Genomic DNA, 15,147 nt, shown 5'->3' on the forward strand with positions numbered 1-15,147 from the left:
TACCGGCGGTCAGGCCGGTACCAGCCGGCCGCCGTCGAGCGCCAGGATGCGGTGCGCCGCCGCGCGTGCATAGCCCAGTTCATGGGTGACCAGCACGACGGCGGCGCCCGCCTCCGCTGCCGACCGTACGGTTGTATCGAGCAGCGCGAGTCCGTCGCCGTCCAGCGCCACCGTCGGTTCGTCCAGCGCCAGGACGGCAGGCCGGCGGGCCAGGACGGTGGCCAGGGCCAACAGTCGCTGGGCGGACGCCGGCAGCTCGGCAGGATGTTCCTGGGCCGCACCTTCCAGGCCGACAGCCTCCAGCGCCGCGGCGGCGTAATCGGCCGCCATCGCCGGACTGAACAGGCGGTCCAGCCCGAACCCGACTTCCCGCAGCACCGTGCGTTCGAACAGCTGCTCACGGGGCTGCTGCAAGAGCAGGCCGACGGACGCCGCCGTTTTTCCCACCGGAGCTCCCGCGATGTCGCCGCCGCGGACCAGGACAGTGCCTGCGGTGGGACGGAGCAGGCCGTTGAAGTGCCTCAGGAGCGTTGATTTCCCTGCACCGTTGGGGCCGGTGACAGCTACGATTTCCCCCGGATGGACTGACAGGTTGATGTCCTGGAGCACCATTGCGCGGCGGTCCGGCCCCGGCTCCTGCCGTCGACGCCTGCGGCGGCGTTCGGCCACTTCAGGGTATCCAAAGGACACCCCCCGCAGCTCCAGCGCCGCGGGGCCGGCAGGTAACTCCTCCTCCACCCGGCGGCTGGAGGGCCGGGGCGCGGGGCTCGAAGCGGTTTCCAGGTCGAGGCGCCTGATGGCCGGTGGCAGGAGCCCGGAGCCGGACCTGGGCGCGGCAGGAGGCCCGCCGGAGGTGAGCGTGCCGTCCGCCAGCACCAGCCACGTGCCGGCCTCCAGCAGCAGCGGGTCAACCGCCTGGCTGAGGATCACGACGGCGGTGCCTTGTTTGAGGAGGTCCCGGACCAACGCGGCCAGTTCGTTGGCCCCTGCCGCGTCCAGGGAGGCGAAGGGCTCGTCCATGACCAGCACCGGAGGTCCGGGGATGATCGCGCAGCCGATGGCCAGCCGCCGCAGCTGGCCGCCGGACAGCCGGGCAGGGTCCTGGTTCAACTGGCCGGCGAGCCCCAGGAGCGCAGCGGTTCGCTCCACGGCGGCTTTCATCCCGGCACGGTCCATGCCGGTGTTTTCCAGACCGAATGCGAGTTCCTCGGCCACCGTGGCCCGGACGGTGGACAGGACGCCGGCAGGGTCCTGGGGCACGAAACCCACCTGCCGGCCCCACTGGGCGGGATCGATCCGGGGGTCCCCGGTGCCGCCGTCGAAGTCCAGCCGTGTGCCGGCCAGCTCAAGGAATCCCGCCAGCCTGCCGTGGCCGCCCGGTGCCAGCCAGCCGGACAGCAACCGGCCCAGCGTGGACTTGCCACTCCCGGATGCGCCGAGGATGGCCGTGAAGGAGCCCGGCGCAACGGAAACAGCCAGGTCATGAAGGGCGGGGGCATGCCCGTCGTGGAAGGTAAAGTTCCGGATCCCGGCAGCCAGCACGGGGCTGTCCAGGGGGACGGCGCGGCTGGCAGAAGCCATGCGTTCAGGCACCGGACTGCACCACCCGGAGAATCAGTGCGGCCAGTGCCGCCACCACCAGGACGGCCCGCACTGCCCGCTGGGCGGTGGAATCGGGCACTTCCCGGTAGGTAGTCCGTGGTCCGGGGTTGCCCAGTCCACGAGCTTCCAGGGCAGCAGCCCGGGTCCCTGCATCATCGATCAGGGACAGGACCAGGGGAACCGCCTGCAGCCGGAATGCGGCCACCCTGGACAGCAGCCCGCGGGTGATGACCAGGCCGCGCGATTCCTGCGCCTCCCGGATCCGGCGCGCCCGGCCGGCAATGGCCGGCAGCAGGGTCAGGGTGGAGGCCAGGACGAAAGCGAACCGGCCCTGCACGCCGCGGGCCGACAAGGCCGCCACGAGGTCCGGGACGCTGACACTGAAGGAAAACAGCAGCAGGGCCAGGACCACCGCGGCGAGCTGCAGGATGCGATGCACGGCAAACTGCAGGCCCTCTGCCGTGATGCGGGCAGGTCCCCACTCGGCCAGCACGGTCCTTCCTTCCGGGAAGAAGAGGCCGTGCAGCACCAGCAATGAAAGGCCGAGGGGGACCAGGACTGCCGCGGCAGCCGGCACAACCCGGCGGGCCGTGCCGCCCGCCAGGGACAGGCCAAGGCAGGCTGCAGCCACGGTGCCTGAGAGCACCCAGTTTGCTGCCGCCGTCGTCATGACCGCGGTGCTGGCGGCAGCGACAAGTGAGGTCAGCGGATTGATCCGCTCCCGCCTGGCCGGGGCGGCGGTCCTGCCCGCCGGGGATGCTGTCACGGTGCTTGGGTCAGCCGTTCAGCGCTGAATCGCTGGCCGGTCCCGACGCAGTACCCGGTGCCTGCTTCGAACCGTCGGCGTGCGCACCCGTCTGCGGCGCCGGGGCCGGGCTGCTGCCGGCGAGCACCCGGTGGCGGCGGATGAAGGGGAACTGCTGGCGCGTCCGGCGCGGCAGCGCGTAGACCAGGACGGCCACGATGGTGAACACGATGGCCTTGTCCATGGGGTCGGACAGGAGTGCCTGCTTGGTGATGGCGGCCAGGAGGGTGTCCCCCATGGCCCGGAAGGCACTGACGATGGCGCCGGTGGCCACGCCCGACGTTCCGCCGAAGACGAAGGCTGCCACGGGGGCGGACACGACGCCTGCGATGATCCCGGTGACGAAGCCGGCAACCGGGGCAAGGTAGAAGCGGCGGAAGAGGCCGTAGCGTGCCGCGAGGCCGGCCAGGCAGCCGATGAGCGCGGCGCCTGCGGCGAACGGCAGCACGGTGGGGTTGAAGAAGGACCAGACGATGCTGCTGAGCGCGCCGGTGGCGGCGCCGGCGGCCGGGCCGGCCAGGACGGCGATCAGCACCGTGCCGATGGCGTCGAGGTAGAAGGGAACCAGGGTGCTGCCGACAAACTGGCCCAGCATGATGTTCAGGACCAGCGCCACCGGGATCAGCACCAGGGTGGAGGCGGGAAGCGTGGGCAGCACGGCGACGATCAGCAGGACCGCTCCTGCCAGGAAACCGGTGAGGGCGATCAGGGCCGATGCGCTGCCCGGACCCCCGGTGATGTCTGCGGGCTGATTAAGGACCAGGAAGACGTACGTGGCGGCAATGGCCAGGGCGCCGAGGATCTCCAGCAGCCGGCGGCGGGCCGCGGGGCGTTCCTGGGACGGAAGCGTCAAAGAGGGCGATGACATGGGGAATGTTCCTTTGGGGTGCTGGCAGTGGCCCGGCAGTACCGGGCCGGGATGTGGCTGCCTATGTCACCTCGGCAGCAGCCGGCGGCAACTGCGCCGGGCCGGTCCGGAGCCCATTCTACCGGCCATCCTCCGGCAGCGTCCCGGGCAGGATGTTCCTGCCGCGCCGGCCGTGGATCGCCTGCCTCACCCCGTCTTCCGGGCCAGGCGCCCCACGGCGGACACCAGCTCACCGAACGCCTGCTCCGGGTTGTTGGCGGACACGATCCGGGCATTCGGGGGTGCGCCCCAAAGCCCGCGAAAGTCTGCCACGGTTGTTCCCATGAGGAGCCCCGATTCCGTTTCGACGTCCACCGTGGCCGGGCGCGCGGCGTACTCAAGGGTGCCGGCGGCCACCCCGGCGGCAAAGAAGTCATGGACGTGGGCTAGGTAGCCCTGGTCATAGAGCCGGTGGAACTCGAAGTAGAAGCGCAGGGCGTCCGAAAGGTGCCTGATAAGGGTGTTGTCGGAAGTGCTGCGGCGGCCCTCAGGGTCTTCCGGGAGTACCAGCTCCGAAACGGCGGCGCCCGCAGCCCGGGCCAGCGCCCTGACGTGAGCCGGGTGCATTTCCATGCGTTCTGTGGTGTCCAGCGAGCAGACGATGGGCAGTTTCTCCAGCGGCCGGCCGCGGTAGGCGGCGTAGACCTCCCTGGCGGCGTGCGGATCCACGTGGGTGTTCCACTCGGCGGTGGGTGTGGTGTTGCCCTGGTGGTAGAAGGCGCCGCCCATGATTACCACTTTGGCCAGGAGATCGGGAAGTTCCGGTTCCTGCCGCAGGGCCAAAGCGAAGTTGGTGAGCGGAGCGGTAATGAGCGCGGTCAACTCCCCCGGCCTGGCCCTGGCGTGCTCGATCCACAGGTCCACTGCATTCTGCGGACTGGGTTGGCCTGATGGTTCAGGCAGCACCGCGTAGCCGATTCCCTGCGGCCCATGCGTTTCCGGGGTCGTGATCAGGGGGATGGACAGGGGCTTCCGGGCACCCACCGCCACCTGCACTCCAGGGCGCCCGCACAGCTCCAGCAGGGCGAGCGTGTTGCGCGCCACCTGGTCGGCGTCGACGTTGCCCGGGGTGGCCGTGACCGCCACGAACTCCGTGTCCGGGAGGGCGGCAAGATAGGCGAGGGCCAGGGCATCGTCGATGCCGGTATCGACGTCCAGGAGGTAGGCGGGCACGGTCGCCTAGAAGAGCGCGACCTTGGGCACGGCGGGGAAGATCCCGTCAAGGGCGGCCAGGTCCTCCGGGGTGGGGACCCAGTCCGCCGCTTCCGCGTTTTGCTGGACCTGTTCCGGCCTGGTGGCGCCGGCGATGACGCTGGCCACCGAGGGCTGGGCGGCGAGCCAGGAGAAGGCCACCTCGATCTCGGTCAGGCCGCGCTCCTTCGCGAAGGCGCTGTACCTTCCCAGCTGGTCCCAGTCGGCGTCGTCCACCATGTTGGTGCGGGTGTGGCTGAGCCGGGATCCTTCCGGAGCGTGGCCCGGCGAATACTTGCCGGTCAGCAGGCCGTTGGCCAGCGGGAAGTATGGCAGGACGCCCAGGCCGAATTCCTCCGCCGCCGGGGTCACCTCCAGTTCGGCGCGCCGGTCCAGGAGGTTGTAGTGGTTTTGCGAGGAGATGAACCGTGCGGTGCCCAGTTCGCGGGCCACGTATTCCGCTTGAGCGATCTGCCAGCCGGAGCGGTTGGAGTGGCCGATGTAGCGGACTTTGCCGCTGCGGACCAGGGTGTCCAGCGCGGACAGGGTTTCGTCGATGGGCGTGAGCGGATCGGGGGTGTGGAACTGGTAAAGGTCTATCCAGTCGGTACCGAGCCGCCGCAGCGAGGCCTCCACCGACTGGATGATGTACCGCCGGGAACCACGGGCGCCGAAGTCCGGGCCGTTGGCGCCCTTGGCATCCATCCCGAATTTGGTGGCAACCACCACGTCACCGCGCCGGCTGCCGAGGGCCTTGCCCAGCATGGTTTCGCTGAGTCCCGGTTCCCTGCCGTAGTTGTCTGCCACATCGAACAGCGTGATGCCGGAGTCGATGGCGGCGTTGACCACCGCGTCCGTGGCGTCCTGCGACTCCGTGGCGGTGTTGGCGCGGCCCAGGTTGTTGCAGCCCAGGCCAACGGTGGAGACGGTGAGGCCTGATTTTCCAACGCGGCGGTAACTGGTCACGGGGGTCTCCTAGAGGCTGAAGCTGCTGGCGGTCTTGGCGGAGTGCTTGAGCTTGTACTGGTCGGGGTCGCTGAACGGGGCGGCGGCGATGCTGAGCTTGGTGAAGTCGAGGTCCTCGCCGCGGGCGCACACCTTGATGGCGTTGACTGCCTTGTTGACGTCCGGGCACAGGCAGAAGATGTTCAGCTTGTAGTCGGTGAATTCGGACCGCTCAACCGTTCCCAGGCCGCGCCAGGCCAGGTGGCTGATGAGGGCGTCCTTGGCCTTTTGCTCAAGGCGGCGGTCCCGGTCGGTGCCTTCCCTGGTCTTGAGGGCGAACTGTGCCACTACCCAGAACTGCTCCTCGTTGGGGATCTCCGCGTAGCCGTCCTCCGCGCATTGTGCGGCAAAGGCGTCCAGGAGGCCTTCTGCAGCACCGGCATCGGGGACGTCGGTTTCCTCGGTCTTGCTCTGGTGCCCCACGGCGCCGAAGTTCATCACGAACTGGGAGTACTCCTCGTCGAACCAGGCTTCCCGGAACTGGAGGGCGCCCTCGTCGTCGCGTTTGTAGACCCTGACAATGCCGCTCATGTGGTGCGTCCTTTGGTAAACCATTCAACGTCGGTGCCGTCGAAAGGCGCGTGCTGTGCCTTGACGGCGTGGTAGAGCCCGTCCGCCGCGGCCTGGATGTCCTTGATCAGACGGTGGGGGTAGTGCATGGAGACGCTGTGTTCCGCGAACTCGTCCTGGTCGTCGATGAAGACGCCGCGGTCGGCGGTGCGGATGACGTCCAGGTCCATGTCGATGACATGGAACTCGGTTACCGCCGGCCGGATGTGTGTCCACTCGTGGCCCACGGCGAGGTCGATGTAGACCCGCACTCCGCCGGGGTTGGCGGAGTCGTAGAACGTGGCCACCCAGTCACCCTGGCGCGGCACCAGCAGGACAGCGTCCGAACGGGTGTAGAACGCGGCGCCGGGCCGGGAACAGAACTCGTTGGTGCCCTGGAAGATCCACCACCCGTGCTGGTCCTCGCCCACGTACCGCCCCGGCACCACCCAGTGGGCTTTGCCGTTCCATTTGCGGTTCCTGGACACCACCAGCTGGCCCGGCTCCAGCCCGTTGGGAACGCGTGTGGTGGTGGTGTGCAGGACCGGTCCGGACTCCCCCGCCGGCCCGGGGTACTTCAGTTCGTCCTCGTCCCTCACAGGATCGGAAGGCTGCCGGTGGTGGGGTGCTGCTGCCCGGGGAGGGGCCGCGCAAAGGGAACCTTCGTTCCCAGGACCTGTGCGACGACGTCGTGCGTGATCTGCTGGGCGGTCAGCCCAACGCGCTCCAGCACCTGGTTGCGGGTGCCGTGGTCGAGGAACTCCACCGGCAGGCCCACCTCGTTCAGGGCGGTGTCGACGCCCGCGGCACGCATCTCCTGCCGGATACGCGAGCCGACGCCGCCTGCGCGGACGCCGTCTTCGATGCAGATCACCAGGCGGTGGTGTGAGGCCAGCGCAATGATGGAACGGCGGACGGGAAGGACCCAGCGGGGATCCACCACGGTGGTGCTGATGCCCTGCGCGCCAAGCCGGTTGGAAACGTCCAGGGCCAGTTCGGCCATGGCGCCCACGCTGACGATCAGCACGTCGTTTTCCGTGGAGCCTGAAGGCCTGCGGGCCAGGATGTCCACGCCGTCGCTGAGCCGTTCCAGGGCCTCGACGGCGGGGCCAACGGATCCCTTGGAGAAGCGGACGACGCTGGGGGCATCGCTGATGGCAACGGCTTCTCGCAGCTCCTCGCGGAGCCGGGTGGCGTCGCGGGGCGCGGCAAGGTGCAGTCCGGGGACGATCTGGACCATGGCCATGTCCCACATGCCGTGGTGGCTGGCGCCGTCCGGGCCGGTAACGCCGGCCCGGTCAAGGACGATCGTGACGCCGGCCTTGTGGAGGGCGACGTCCATGAGGAGCTGGTCGAATGCCCGGTTCAGGAAGGTGGCGTACACCGCCACCACCGGATGCAGTCCGCCGAAAGCCATGCCCGCAGCTGCGGTGAGCGCATGCTGTTCCGCGATGCCGACGTCGATGACGCGCTTGGGATGCTTGGCCGCGAATTTGTGCAGGCCCACCGGGATCAGCATGGCCCCTGTGATGCCCACGATGTCGTCGCGTTCGTCGGCGATGGCGGCGATCTCGTCCGCGAACACGGAGGTCCAGGACTGGGCGCCGCCGGCGCCGGTGGGCTCGCCCGTTTCGGGGTCGATGATGCCGACAGCGTGGAACTGGTCCGCTTCATGGGCCCGGGCCGGAGCGTAGCCGTGGCCCTTTTCCGTCATGGCGTGGACGATCACGGGGCCGCCGTAGTTCCGGGCAGTGGAGAGCGCGTGCTCCATGGCCTGGAGGTTATGGCCGTCCACCGGGCCGATGTACTTCATGCCGAGGTCCTCGAACATGCCCTGCGGCGCCCACCAGTCCTTGATGCCCTTTTTCACGGCGTGCAGGCTCTTGTAGGTGAACTGCCCCACAGGGCCGCCGTCCTGGAGCTTCTTCTTCCACCAGTCAAGCGCGCCCTCGTATGCGGGAGCGGCGCGGAAGGAGTCGATGGTGGGGCGCAGGGAGGCAAGGTAGTCCGCGAAGCCGCCCACCGTGGGGGCGTAGGACCGGCCGTTGTCGTTGACCACGATGACCACGCGGCGTTTCTTGTCAGCCGCGATATTGTTGATGGCTTCCCAGGCCATGCCGCCGGTGAGGGCACCATCGCCGATGATGGCCACCACATGCCGGTCGCCTTCGCCGGTGAGCTGGCGGGCCCGGGAAATGCCGTCGGCCCAGGACAGGGACGACGACGCGTGGGAGCTTTCCACAATGTCGTGTTCCGATTCGGCCCTGTCCGGGTAGCCGGAGAGCCCGCCTTCCTGGCGGAGCGTGCTGAAGTCCTGGCGTCCGGTGAGCAGCTTGTGGACGTAGGACTGGTGCCCTGTGTCAAAGACGATGCTGTCGCGGGGGGATTCGAAGATGCGGTGCACGGCCAGCGTCAGTTCCACGACGCCGAGGTTGGGCCCGAGGTGGCCGCCCGTCTGGGAGACGTTCGTGATCAGGAAATCCCTGATCTCCGAAGCCAGCTGTTCCAGCTGTTCCTCGGTCAACTCGTTCAGGTCCTGCGGATTCCGGATGGTGTCCAAGATTCCCAATGACCCCTCCTTCGGGTGGTAGACGTGCCGTTTAACTCTAACGCCTTGGTGTGAATGCAAAGCCGAAGCCCCGGCTGGTCGGTGACCGGCCGGGGCTTCGGGGAGGTTGGTGCCTGGGCGGCAGTTCCGCTAGTTGGCGGAAATCTGGCGCAGCACGTACTGCAGGATGCCGCCGTTGCGGTAGTAGTCCGCTTCGCCCGGGGTGTCGATGCGGAGCACCGCGTCGAAGGACTTCGAGGAGCCGTCCTCTGCGGTGGCGGTGACCTTCAGGGTCTTGGGCGTGCTGCCCTCGTTGAGGGCGGTGACGCCCTCCACCGAGAAGGTTTCCGTGCCGGTCAGGCCCAGGCTGGCAGCGTTCTCGCCGGCCGGGTACTGCAGCGGCAGGACGCCCATGCCGATGAGGTTGGAGCGGTGGATGCGCTCGTAGCTCTCGGCGATGACGGCCTTGACGCCCAGCAGTGCGGTGCCCTTGGCAGCCCAGTCGCGCGATGACCCGGAACCGTATTCCTTGCCTGCCAGGACCACCAGCGGGGTGCCGGCTGCCTGGTAGTTCTGCGCGGCGTCGTAGACGTATGCCTGCGGGCCGTCAGCCTGGGTGAAGTCGCGGGTGAAGCCACCCTCAACGCCGTCCAGGAGCTGGTTCTTGATACGGATGTTCGCGAACGTGCCGCGGATCATCACTTCGTGGTTGCCACGGCGCGAACCGTAGGAGTTGAAGTCCTTGCGCTCCACGCCGTTGGCCAGCAGGTACTGGCCGGCCGGGGTGTCGGACTTGAAGGAACCGGCCGGGGAGATGTGGTCGGTGGTGACGGAGTCGCCGAGCTTCAGGAGCACGCGAGCGCCCGAGATGTCCTTGACGGGCTCCGGCTGGGCCTTCATGCCCTCGAAGTACGGGGGCTTCCGGACGTAGGTGGAGTTCTGGTCCCAGGCGAAGGTGTCGCCGGCGGGGGTGTCCAGTGCCTTCCAGCGGTCGTCGCCCTCGAAGACGCCCTCGTAGCCCTTGGCGAACATGTCCTTGTCGATCGACGAGTCGATGACCTGCTGGACCTCAACCGGGTTGGGCCAGATGTCCTTCAGGAAGACGTCGTTGCCGGCCTCGTCCTTGCCGAGCGGGTCGGCCTCGAAGTCGAAGTCCATGGAACCGGCCAGGGCGTAGGCGATGACCAGCGGCGGGGACGCCAGGTAGTTCATCTTCACGTCCGGGTTGATGCGGCCTTCGAAGTTGCGGTTGCCGGACAGGACGGCGCTGACGGCGAGGTCGTTGGCCTGGATGGCCTCGGAGATCTCTGCTTCCAGCGGGCCCGAGTTGCCGATGCAGGTGGCGCAGCCGTAGCCCACGATGTAGAAGCCGAGCTTCTCCAGGTACGGGGTCAGGCCGGACTTCTCGTAGTAGTCGGTGACTACCTTGGAGCCGGGGGCGACGGAGGTCTTGACCCACGGCTTGGCGGTGAGGCCCTTTTCGACGGCGTTGCGCGCCAGCACGGCGGCGGCGAGCATGACCGAGGGGTTGGACGTGTTGGTGCAGGACGTGATGGACGCAATGGTTACCGCGCCGTGGTCCAGCTCAAACTCGCGGCCGTCAGCCATCTTTACGGGCACCGGGTTGGAGATCCGCCCGGCGCCGCCATGCGCTGCGGAGTACTTCGGCGGTTCGCGGTCGGTGTCCGAGATATGGGTCGCTCCGCCCGTGAAGGACGGCGCGTCCGAAGCCGGGAAGCTCTCCTCGAGGGACTCGTCCAGGGTGCCCGCGTTCGCGTCGTGCGAGACGTAGTTGAGCAGGTCGTGGCGGAACTCGTCCTTGGCCTCGGTCAGCTCGATGCGGTCCTGCGGGCGCTTGGGGCCGGCGATCGACGGAACAACCGTGGACAGGTCCAGTTCCAGGTACTCGGAGAACTTGATGTCGCGGGAAGGATCGTGCCACAGGCCCTGTTCCTTGGCGTAGGACTCCACGAGGGCAACGTTCTGCTCGGACCGGCCGGTGAGGCGCAGGTAGTCCAGGGTCACGTCGTCGATGGGGAACATGGCGGCGGTGGAGCCGAACTCGGGGCTCATGTTGCCGATGGTGGCGCGGTTGGCCAGCGGCACGGCCGCGACGCCCTCACCGTAGAACTCCACGAACTTGCCCACCACGCCGTGCTTGCGCAGCATTTCGGTGATGGTCAGCACCACGTCGGTTGCGGTGGCGCCGGCGGGGATGCTGCCGCTGAGCTTGAAGCCCACGACGCGCGGGATGAGCATGGAGACGGGCTGGCCAAGCATTGCTGCCTCGGCTTCGATGCCGCCCACGCCCCAGCCCAGCACGCCCAGGCCGTTGACCATGGTGGTGTGCGAGTCGGTGCCAACGCAGGTGTCGGGGTAGGCGCGCAGTGCACCGTCCACTTCGCGGGTCATGACGGTGCGGGCCAGGTATTCAATGTTGACCTGGTGCACGATGCCGGTTCCCGGGGGGACCACCTTGAAGTCGTCAAATGCGGTCTGGCCCCAGCGCAGGAACTGGTAGCGCTCACCGTTGCGCTGGTATTCGATCTCCATGTTGCGCTCCAGTGCGCCGGAGTTGCCGAAGGCGTCGATCTGGACGGAGTGGTCGATGACCATTTCGGCCGGTGCCAGCGGGTTGACCCGCTTGGGATCGCCACCCAGGTCCTTGACGGCTTCACGCATGGTGGCCAGGTCGACCACGCAGGGAACACCGGTGAAGTCCTGCATGATCACGCGCGCCGGCGTGAACTGGATTTCTGTATCGGGTTCCGCATTCGGATCCCAGCCTGCCAAAGCGCGAACGTGATCGGCAGTGATGTTCGCGCCGTCCTCGGTCCTCAGCAGGTTTTCAAGCAATACCTTGAGGCTGAACGGAAGGTTTTCTGCACCTTCAACGGAGTTCAACCGGAAAATTTCGTACTCGGTTCCGGCTACATTAAGTTTGCCTTTTGAACCGAAGCTGTCCACAGTGCTCATCGCAGGACTCCTCTCGCAACAGTTTCATCTTTGTCGCGCGGTTGACCGCCTGCTAGTTAGGAAGCCCTAAGTAGTTCCAGGGCCCGAAAATTTGCACACGGCCGGCCGAGAATTCGGGCGCGACGTGGGACTACTACGGCCATCGTAGTCGAAAACCGTGGCGGCATCATGGAGCCGGAGTCAGCAGTGCCACTGTCTCGAGGTGGTGGGTGTGGGGGTACAGGTCGAAGGCCCGCAGCCCGGCGAGCTCCCACCCGGAGCGTCGGAAGTAACCGAGGTCACGCGCGAACGACGCCGGATCGCAGGACACATAGGCAATGGCCCGGGGCTGCGACGCGACGAGTTGGCCGACAACGGCTTTCCCGGCTCCGGCGCGGGGAGGGTCGAGGACCAGGGCGTCGAAGTTCCGCGGTTTCTGGCGCAGGACCCGCTCCACGCGCCCCTGGACCACCTCCACCTGCGGTGCGGAGTGCAGGTTCTTCCGGGCATCCCGGCTTGCCCCCGGCGCCCCTTCAACCGAGAGGACGGACCCCGTCTCCCCTACGGCATCAGCCAGCACGGCGGTGAAGAGCCCGGCGCCCGCGTAGAGGTCGGCGACCACGGCTCCGGGGTTCAGGAAGTCACCCTGCCGGAGGAATTCTGTGACAGCCCCCACAAGGGTCCCGGGCGCGTCGCGGTGTATCTGCCAGAAACCCTCGCCGGTCACCCGGTATTCATGTCCGGCGGCGGTTTCCTGCACCCAGGTGCGTCCCCGGAGCTGCGTGACGGTTCCGGCCAGCGGATCGAAGGCTGCCACCGATGCGTCCGCCGGCAGGGCCGCGGCGATCGCCCGCAGCCGCTTGTCCTTGGTGCCCGGCGCGGGGGCCAGGAGCACCAGGGGCCGGGAACCGTTGGCCGGCGCGGCCACCTCAACCCGTTCGATGCCCTGCAGGTCCAGGTCCCACAGGCGCAGGGTGTTGATGGCTTCGCTTGCCAGGGGCATCTCCCGCACCGCAACGATGTGGTTGGAGCGGTGGGCGTGCATCCCGAGCCTGCCGCCCGGGGTGACCGAAAAACTCGCCCGCGTGCGCCACCCCAGGCCGGTGCCGCCGTCGTCCGCTTCCCCTACGCGTTCGACCCCGCCGGTCCATACGGACGGCACCTGGTCGAAGCCGGCCAGCCGGGTGAGCTGTTCTGCCACGACGTCCGCTTTCAGGCTGCGCTGCCGGGCCAGGGTCATGTGCCCGAACTCGGCCCCGCCCACCGGCGGGTGGCCGTGGCCCCAGACGCGCAGGGAATCGGCCACGTGCCAGAAGTGTTCCACCCGGTCCGGCGATGCTTCCAGCACCTCGATGACATCGGCCCGCCAGAACTTGGCGCCGTCCGCGGCGTCGGTGAGCCTGACGCGGACTTTCTCCCCCGGAATGGCGTGCCGGACAAAGACCACGCGGCCCTCATGGCGCGCCACGCAGTGCCCGCCGTGGGCCACCGGACCGACGTCGAGGACGGCCTCCTCACCGGTGTGGCCGGTTTCATCCCCTGCAGGCAGGGAAGTATCTGATGCCGGCAAAGCGGCGGAAGGGTTGGCGGTCACTGGACATCCTGGAGGTTCTTGGCTTCTTCGGAGGATTTGAGCTGCCAGGGAACGCTGGCCACCATGACTCCCGGTTCAAAGTGCAGCCGGGTCTTGATGCGGAGGGCGGTCTGGTTGTGAACCAACTGCTCCCACCACTTGCCCACCACGTACTCGGGGATGTAGACCACCACCAGGTCCCGCGGGGAATCCAGGCGCATCTGCTTGACGTAGTCCATGATGGGCGTGACGGTCTCGCGGTACGGGCTGGCGAGCACGGTCAGCGGCACCGGGATCTCAAGTTTTTCCCAGTCCGCGATGGTGTGTGCGGTCTCGTCCGGGTCGATGTCCACGGTGATGGCGTCCAGCCGGGAGGGGCGGGATGCCCGCGCGTAGGCCAGGGCCCGCAGCACCGGCTTGCGGACGTGGGAGACCAGCAGGACGGCGTGGACCCTGGTGGGCAGGGCGCGCGGTGAGGAGTCCTCGTCCACCGCAAGTTCCTTGGCGACGTTGTCGTAGTGGGCCCGGATGCTCCACATGATCAGGAAGAGGATGAACATGGCCAGCAGGGCAATCCAGGCGCCCTGCTGGAACTTGGTGATGAGGACGATGACCAGCACCAGTCCGGTCATACCGAAACCGATGCTGTTGATGGTCCGGGACTTAATCATCTTCCGCCGGACGGCCTTGTCCTTGGCCAGTTTCAGCTCGCGCCCCCAGTGCCGGATCATGCCGAGCTGGCTGAGCGTGAAGGAGATGAAGACGCCCACGATGTACAGCTGGATCAGCTTGGTGACGTCGGCATCGAAGGAGATGATCAGGATCAGCGCACCTGCCGCGAGGGCCAGCACGCCGTTGCTGAACGCAAGCCTGTCGCCGCGGGTCCGGAGCTGGCGGGGCAGGTAGCCGTCCTGGGCGAGGATGGAGCCCAGGACCGGGAAGCCGTTGAAGGCGGTGTTGGAAGCAAACACCAGGATGACGCCGGTGGCAGCCACCACGATATAGAAGGGTATGCTGCCGGCGCCGAAGATCGTCTGCGCAATCTGGCTGATGGCCGGGTTCTGGATGTAGCCCTCAGGCAGCGGGCTGCCGTTCAGCAGGAATTCCTTGGCGGGGTCCAGCACAATGTGGACCTTGGTGGCGTTGGCCAGGTAGATGATGCCCGCCAGCATGGCGGCGCCGATCACGCCCAGGAGCAGCAGGGTGGTGGCAGCGTTCTTGCTCTTGGGGTGCCGGAAGTTGGGAACGCCGTTGCTGATGGCTTCGACGCCGGTCAAGGCCGCGGCGCCCGATGAGAAGGCCCGCAGCAGCAGGAAGGCGCCTGCCAGGCCCACCAGGCCCTGGTCGAAGCCTTCCGCGGGAACAATGGTGAATGCAGCCGACGGCGCCTCGCCCAACTGCCCCGTGGCGGCCTGGAACATGCCCACCGCGGTCATGCCGAGGATGGACGCCATGAAGATGTAGGTGGGGACGGCGAAGACGCTGCCCGCTTCCTTGATGCCGCGCAGGTTCACCAGGGCCAGGATGACGACGCCGATGGTGGCGATGACGGCCTGCTCGCCGTGCAGCGAGGGCACAGCCGTGGTCAGGTACGCCGCGGCGGAGGACATCGACACGGCGACGGTCAGGACGTAGTCCACCAGGAGGGCAGACGCCACCGTCAGGCCGGCGTACTTGCCCATGTTCTCGTTGGCGATCTCGTAGTCGCCGCCGCCTGACGGGTACGCGTGCACGTTCTGCCGGTAGGAGGCCACCACGGTCAGCAGGACCACCATCACCGCCAGGCCGACCCATGGCGAGATCGCCACGGCGCTGACACCGGCCAGTGCCAGGGTGAGCAGGATCTCGTCCGGTGCGTAGGCTACGGACGAGAGGGCGTCGGACGCAAAGATCGGCAATGCGATCTTCTTGGGAAGCAGGGTGTGGGCCAGTCGGTCATTCCGGAAGGGCCTGCCCACCAGCACGCGTTTGACGGCGTTCAGTATTGTCAACACCCCACAAAGCTAGTCTGA

The 15,147-nt window shown here is 67.7% G+C and carries 11 protein-coding genes; all 11 read right to left on the reverse strand.

Annotation, left to right across the window (positions count from 1 at the left end):
* Positions 1-9 precede the first annotated feature (9 nt).
* Entirely contained in the window at positions 10-1,581 is a 1,572-nt protein-coding gene (locus MRBLMD1_RS12780; RefSeq protein ID WP_364400123.1) for an ABC transporter ATP-binding protein, read from the reverse strand.
* A gap of 4 nt (positions 1,582-1,585) precedes the next feature.
* Entirely contained in the window at positions 1,586-2,368 is a 783-nt protein-coding gene (locus MRBLMD1_RS12785) for an energy-coupling factor transporter transmembrane component T (RefSeq protein ID WP_364400126.1), read from the reverse strand.
* A gap of 10 nt (positions 2,369-2,378) precedes the next feature.
* Positions 2,379-3,275 carry an ECF transporter S component gene (locus MRBLMD1_RS12790; RefSeq protein ID WP_224025720.1) on the reverse strand — a complete coding sequence of 299 codons (897 nt, stop codon included), beginning with the start codon at positions 3,273-3,275 and terminating at the stop codon, positions 2,379-2,381.
* A 186-nt stretch (positions 3,276-3,461) separates the two neighbouring features.
* On the reverse strand, positions 3,462-4,487 hold the full coding sequence (locus tag MRBLMD1_RS12795) for a nucleoside hydrolase (RefSeq protein ID WP_364400130.1): 1,026 nt from the start codon (positions 4,485-4,487) through the stop codon (positions 3,462-3,464).
* Positions 4,488-4,493: 6 nt separating this feature from the next.
* A complete protein-coding gene (locus tag MRBLMD1_RS12800) occupies positions 4,494-5,471 on the reverse strand; it encodes an aldo/keto reductase (RefSeq protein ID WP_364400133.1) in 978 nt (325 codons plus the stop codon).
* Between the two features lie 9 nt (positions 5,472-5,480).
* Positions 5,481-6,041, reverse strand: a complete 561-nt coding sequence (locus tag MRBLMD1_RS12805) for a hypothetical protein (RefSeq protein WP_224025717.1) — start codon at positions 6,039-6,041, stop codon at positions 5,481-5,483.
* A complete protein-coding gene (locus MRBLMD1_RS12810) occupies positions 6,038-6,658 on the reverse strand; it encodes a DUF402 domain-containing protein (protein ID WP_364400137.1) in 621 nt (206 codons plus the stop codon). Before MRBLMD1_RS12810 ends, MRBLMD1_RS12805 begins: the two co-directional genes overlap by 4 nt.
* Positions 6,655-8,628 (reverse strand): 1-deoxy-D-xylulose-5-phosphate synthase, encoded by a 1,974-nt coding sequence (gene dxs, locus MRBLMD1_RS12815; RefSeq protein ID WP_364400140.1) that lies wholly within the window; start codon positions 8,626-8,628, stop codon positions 6,655-6,657. The genes MRBLMD1_RS12810 and dxs overlap by 4 nt, the downstream gene beginning before the upstream one ends.
* Positions 8,629-8,757: 129 nt before the next feature.
* Positions 8,758-11,583 carry an aconitate hydratase gene (locus MRBLMD1_RS12820; protein WP_159632171.1) on the reverse strand — a complete coding sequence of 942 codons (2,826 nt, stop codon included), beginning with the start codon at positions 11,581-11,583 and terminating at the stop codon, positions 8,758-8,760.
* A 166-nt stretch (positions 11,584-11,749) separates the two neighbouring features.
* Entirely contained in the window at positions 11,750-13,111 is a 1,362-nt protein-coding gene (locus MRBLMD1_RS12825) for a class I SAM-dependent RNA methyltransferase (protein WP_364400443.1), read from the reverse strand.
* 41 nt (positions 13,112-13,152) lie between these two features.
* Positions 13,153-15,129 (reverse strand): APC family permease, encoded by a 1,977-nt coding sequence (locus tag MRBLMD1_RS12830; protein WP_307489585.1) that lies wholly within the window; start codon positions 15,127-15,129, stop codon positions 13,153-13,155.
* Positions 15,130-15,147 lie beyond the last annotated feature (18 nt).

The sequence above is a fragment of the Pseudarthrobacter sp. LMD1-1-1.1 genome (genome assembly GCF_040676255.1).
Taxonomy (GTDB): Bacteria; Actinomycetota; Actinomycetes; order Actinomycetales; family Micrococcaceae; genus Arthrobacter.

Coding starts and splice junctions, on each gene's coding strand:
- MRBLMD1_RS12780 (WP_364400123.1), bottom strand. CDS start 1,581: ATGGCTTCTGCCAGCCGCGCCGTCCCCCTGGACAGCCCCGTGCTGGCT.
- MRBLMD1_RS12790 (WP_224025720.1), bottom strand. CDS start 3,275: ATGTCATCGCCCTCTTTGACGCTTCCGTCCCAGGAACGCCCCGCGGCC.
- MRBLMD1_RS12805 (WP_224025717.1), bottom strand. CDS start 6,041: ATGAGCGGCATTGTCAGGGTCTACAAACGCGACGACGAGGGCGCCCTC.
- MRBLMD1_RS12820 (WP_159632171.1), bottom strand. CDS start 11,583: ATGAGCACTGTGGACAGCTTCGGTTCAAAAGGCAAACTTAATGTAGCC.